The 4,092-nt window shown below is 66.2% G+C and carries 4 protein-coding genes; 1 reads left to right on the forward strand and 3 read right to left on the reverse strand.

The annotated features are described in order from the left end of the window. Positions 1-90: 90 nt before the first annotated feature. The 3 genes from dcp to arfB all read right to left on the reverse strand — a co-directional run bounded on the left by dcp (position 91) and on the right by arfB (position 3,396). Positions 91-2,247, reverse strand: coding sequence for a peptidyl-dipeptidase Dcp (dcp, locus tag ABGA94_RS17945; RefSeq protein WP_005420753.1), 2,157 nt, complete (start codon positions 2,245-2,247; stop codon positions 91-93). Positions 2,248-2,357: 110 nt separating this feature from the next. Then, positions 2,358-2,960 (reverse strand): lysophospholipid acyltransferase family protein, encoded by a 603-nt coding sequence (locus tag ABGA94_RS17950; protein WP_005420754.1) that lies wholly within the window; start codon positions 2,958-2,960, stop codon positions 2,358-2,360. A 4-nt stretch (positions 2,961-2,964) separates the two neighbouring features. Next, positions 2,965-3,396: an alternative ribosome rescue aminoacyl-tRNA hydrolase ArfB gene (gene arfB / locus ABGA94_RS17955; RefSeq protein ID WP_005420755.1), complete on the reverse strand. Its 432-nt coding sequence runs from the start codon at positions 3,394-3,396 to the stop codon at positions 2,965-2,967. A 133-nt stretch (positions 3,397-3,529) separates the two neighbouring features. On the opposite strand from arfB, the gene ABGA94_RS17960 reads away from it, so the two are divergent. Continuing rightward, positions 3,530-4,063 (forward strand): DUF2059 domain-containing protein, encoded by a 534-nt coding sequence (locus tag ABGA94_RS17960; RefSeq protein WP_005420757.1) that lies wholly within the window; start codon positions 3,530-3,532, stop codon positions 4,061-4,063. The last annotated feature ends 29 nt before the right edge of the window (positions 4,064-4,092 follow it).

Raw genomic sequence — 4,092 nt, forward strand, 5'->3', positions numbered from 1 at the left:
TCGGCTGCGTCTCCAGAAAAAGCCAGCCGAGCATGGGCTCGGCTCTACACAAAGAAAAACGGCGGGGTTGCCCCCGCCGTTTCCGCTTTCTTATTTCAGCCCGCGGAACTTCAGCAGCGGTTCCACCGACGGGTCCTTGCCGCGGAAATCGCGGTACAGGGTCGACAGCTCCACGCTGTTGCCGCGCGAGAGGATCTTGTCGCGGAACTCCTGGCCGTTGGCCGCCGTCAGCCCACCGTGTTCGGTGAACCACTGGTAGGCGTCATGGTCCAGCACTTCGGCCCAGAAGTAGGCGTAGTAACCGGCCGAGTAACCACCACCCCAGATATGGTCGAAGTAGGTGGTGCGGTAGCGCGGCGGCACCTGCGGCAGGTCGACCTTGAACTTCTTCAGCGCGCTGGCTTCAAAGGCGCCGACATCCTGCAGCGGTGCATCGGCCTTCTGCGTGTGCCAGGCCAGGTCGAGCAGCGCGGCCGACAGGTATTCGGTGGTCGCATAGCCCTGGTTGAAGCTGCGCGCCTTGAGAATCTTGTCGACCAGTTCCTGCGGCATCGCCTCGCCGGTCTTGTAGTGCTTGGCGTAGTTGGCGAACACCTTCGGGTCCAGTGCCCAGTGCTCGTTGAACTGCGACGGGAACTCGACGAAGTCACGCGAGGTGGCGGTGCCGGCGATCGACGGGTACTTCACGTTCGAGAACATGCCGTGCAGCGCATGGCCGAACTCATGGAACATGGTGGTGACGTCGTCGAAGCTGATCAGCGCCGGCTGGCCGGCGGCCGGCTTGGTGAAGTTGCAGACGTTGTAGACCACCGGCTTGGCACCGGTCAGGCCGTCCTGCTCGACGAACACGTCCATCCAGGCGCCGCCGGACTTGCTGTCACGCTTGAAGTAGTCGGTGTAGAACAGGGCCAGCGAGGTGCCGTCCTTGTCGAACACTTCGTACACCTTCATGTCCGGGTTGTAGGTCGGAATGTCGGTGCGCGGCTTGAAGGTGATGCCGTACAGCTGGGTGGCGGCGTAGAAGACGCCGTTCTGCAGCACGTTGTCCAGTTCGAAGTACGGCTTGATCTGCGACTCGTCCAGATCGTACTTGGCCTTGCGCACCTGCTCGGCGTAGAAGTCCCAGTCCGAAGCGGCGACCTGGAATCCGCCCTTCTGCGCGTCGATGACCTTCTGGATCTCACCGGCCTCGGCGCGCGCCTTGGCGGTGGCGGCCGGCACGGTGTCGGTCAGCAGCTTGAGCGCGGCAGCCGGAGTCTTGGCCATCTGGTCGCCCAGCTGATAGTCGGCGAAGGTGTCGAAGCCGAGCAGCTTGGCCTTCTGCGCACGCAGCTGGGCCAGGCGCTGCACGGTCTGCCGGGTGTCGTTGGCATCACCGCGCTCGGCGCGGGTTTCAGAGGCCTTCAGAACGGCGGCACGCTGGTCGCGATCGCTCAGCGAGCCGAGCACCGGCTGCTGGGTGGTGTTCTGCAGCGGCAGCAGGAATTTGCCATCCAGCTTGCGGTCCTTGGCGGCGGCCGCAGCGTTGTTGATCGCGCCCTCGTCCAGGCCGGCCAGCTTGGCCTTGTCGTCAACGACAACAGCCGCAGCGGCGGTCGCGGCCACCAGGCGGGTGTGGAACTGGGTGGAGAGCGTGGTCTCTTCCACGTTGAGCTTGCGCAGGGTCGCCTTGTCGGCGTCGGACAGCTGCGCACCGGCGCGCACCAGGCCATCGTAATAGTGCTCGACCAGGCGCTTCTGCACCGGGTCCAACTCCAGCGTGTCACGCTGGTCGTACAGCGACTTCACGCGCGCGAACAGCTTCGGATCGAGGTTGATCTCGTCCTGGTGCGCGGCCAGCTTCGGCGCCACTTCTTCCTGGATCTTCTGGCGCGCATCGTTGGTGTCGGCCTGGACCAGGCCGAAGAAGATGCGCGACACGCGGGTCAGGGTCTCGCCGCTGCGCTCCATCGCCACGATGGTGTTGTCGAAGGTGGCCGGCTCGCTGCTGTCGGCGATCTTGCGCACGTCGGCCAGGTGCTGGCGCATGCCTTCTTCGAAGGCCGGCAGGTAGTCGCTGTCCTTGATCCTGTCGAACGGCGGCGCTTGGAACGGCAGCGTGCTGGCGCTCAGCAGCGGATTGGTGGAGGCTTCGGCCGGCTGCTGGGCCGGGGTCTTCTGGGCATCGGACACGGGGGTGGACTCCTTGCCGGAACAGGCCGCCAGCGCCAGGCTGATGGCGGCGGCCAGGACTACGGTACGCGACATGTAAAACGCTCCTTGGGCAGACGGTATGGATACCAGCCCTCCACCCTACTCCTGTCGCGCTCGCCCGGCATGTGCCGGACGTGGCGTCTATGCGGCGGCCTGCGGCAGGCTCAGACCGTACCGCGGGTCTTGCCGATCCAGGGCCGGTAGAACTCGCGGATGGCAGCCATGTCGGCCACATCGTCGCCGCTCGGGGTGAACAGCGGACCGATGCCGATGGTCTTTTCCGGATAGTGGAAATACGCGGTCAGGATCGGCACGTCGGCCATCCGGGCGATCTTCAGGAAGCCGGCCTTCCACTCCTTCACCGCCTTGCGGGTGCCCTCGGGCGTGATGGCGAACCACATCTTCTCGTTGTTGCGCAGCAGGTCCACCGCCTGGCCCACCGTACCCTGTGGCGAGCTGCGATCGAGCGGAATCACGCCCAGCCGGTGCAGCAACGGGCCCAGCGGCCACCAGAACAGCGAGGCCTTGCCCAGCACCTTCACCTTCATGCCGAGCGCGATCTTGGCCGCCATGCCCCACAGCCCGTCCCAGTTGGACGAATGCGGGGCGATGATGAAGACCAGCCTCGGGATGTCAGGCAGGGTGCCGGTCACCTTCCAGCCCCCCATGCGCAGGGTGCAGCGCGCCAGCCAGCGCAGGAAGGCGTTGGGTTTGACCTGCGGCATCTGCGGCGGCACGGCCGGCAGCAACGAAGTCGGGTTGTTCAAGCAATCACTCCCAGTCACGTGATGAGCGCCCGCGCTTGATCTGCGCGCGCCCGCGTTTGGCGTCCAGACGACGCAGTTTCGACCCGAGGGTCGGCTTGGTGGCCTTGCGCGGTTTGGGCACGCTCAGCCCGGCCTGGATGAAGGCCGCCAGCCGCTCGCGCGCATCCTCGCGATTGCGATCCTGGGTGCGGAAACGTTGCGCGTCGATGACCAGCACGCCTTCGCCGGTCATGCGCCGGTCACGCCGCGCCAACAGCCGCGCGCGCAACGGTTCGGGCAACGAGGGCGAGTTGGCCACGTCGAAACGCAGTTCCACCGCAGTGGACACCTTGTTGACGTTCTGGCCGCCGGCGCCGCTGGCGCGCACGAACCGCTCGACGATCTCGCCGTCGGGGATTTCAAGCTGCGCGCTGATGGTGACCGGTCCACTGCCCATCCACGCATTGTAGCGGCAGGCACGTGGTGGAGTGCGCCATCGCGCCCCGTATGCCGCCGATCAGGCGCCGAACACGCCGCCTTCGCCTGGGCTGCGGGTATGCTGGCGGTCCCATGTACCGCAGGAAGCCCGCATGACCCGCTTCGCACCCGCCCTGCCGTCCCTGCTGCGCCGCGCCGCCCTGCTGCTGGCACTGGCCACGGCCAGCGTCCCGGCCCTGGCCGCCCCGCCGACCGACGGCGACATCAACCGCCTGCTGTCGGCCTCGCGCGCGCAGAGCATGATCGACACCATGGTGCCGCAGATCGAAGCCATGCAGCAGCAGCAGTTCCAGCAGGTGGCCGCGCAGCGCCAGCTCACCGCCCAGCAGCAGGAGCAGCTGAAGCGGATCCAGGCGCGGACCAGCCAGACCCTGCGCCAGGCCATGTCGTGGCAGCAGCTGCGGCCGATGTACGTGGACCTGTACAAGAAGACGTTCAGCAAGGAAGACGTGCTGGCGATGGCCGAGTTCTACGAGAGCGCGGCAGGCCAGAGCCTGCTGGACAAGACCCCGGCACTGATGCAGAACGTGATGGTGGCCATCCAGGCGCGCATGCAGCCGCTGTTTGCGGACCTGCAGAAAGACCTGGAAGCGATCGTCAACGAGCCGGAAAAGAAACGAGAATGAGGTAGTGCCGGCCGCTGGCCGGCTCCCCA

It is taken from the genome of Stenotrophomonas sp. 3diitr2024 (genome assembly GCF_042136455.1).
GTDB lineage: Bacteria > Pseudomonadota > Gammaproteobacteria > Xanthomonadales > Xanthomonadaceae > Stenotrophomonas > Stenotrophomonas sepilia.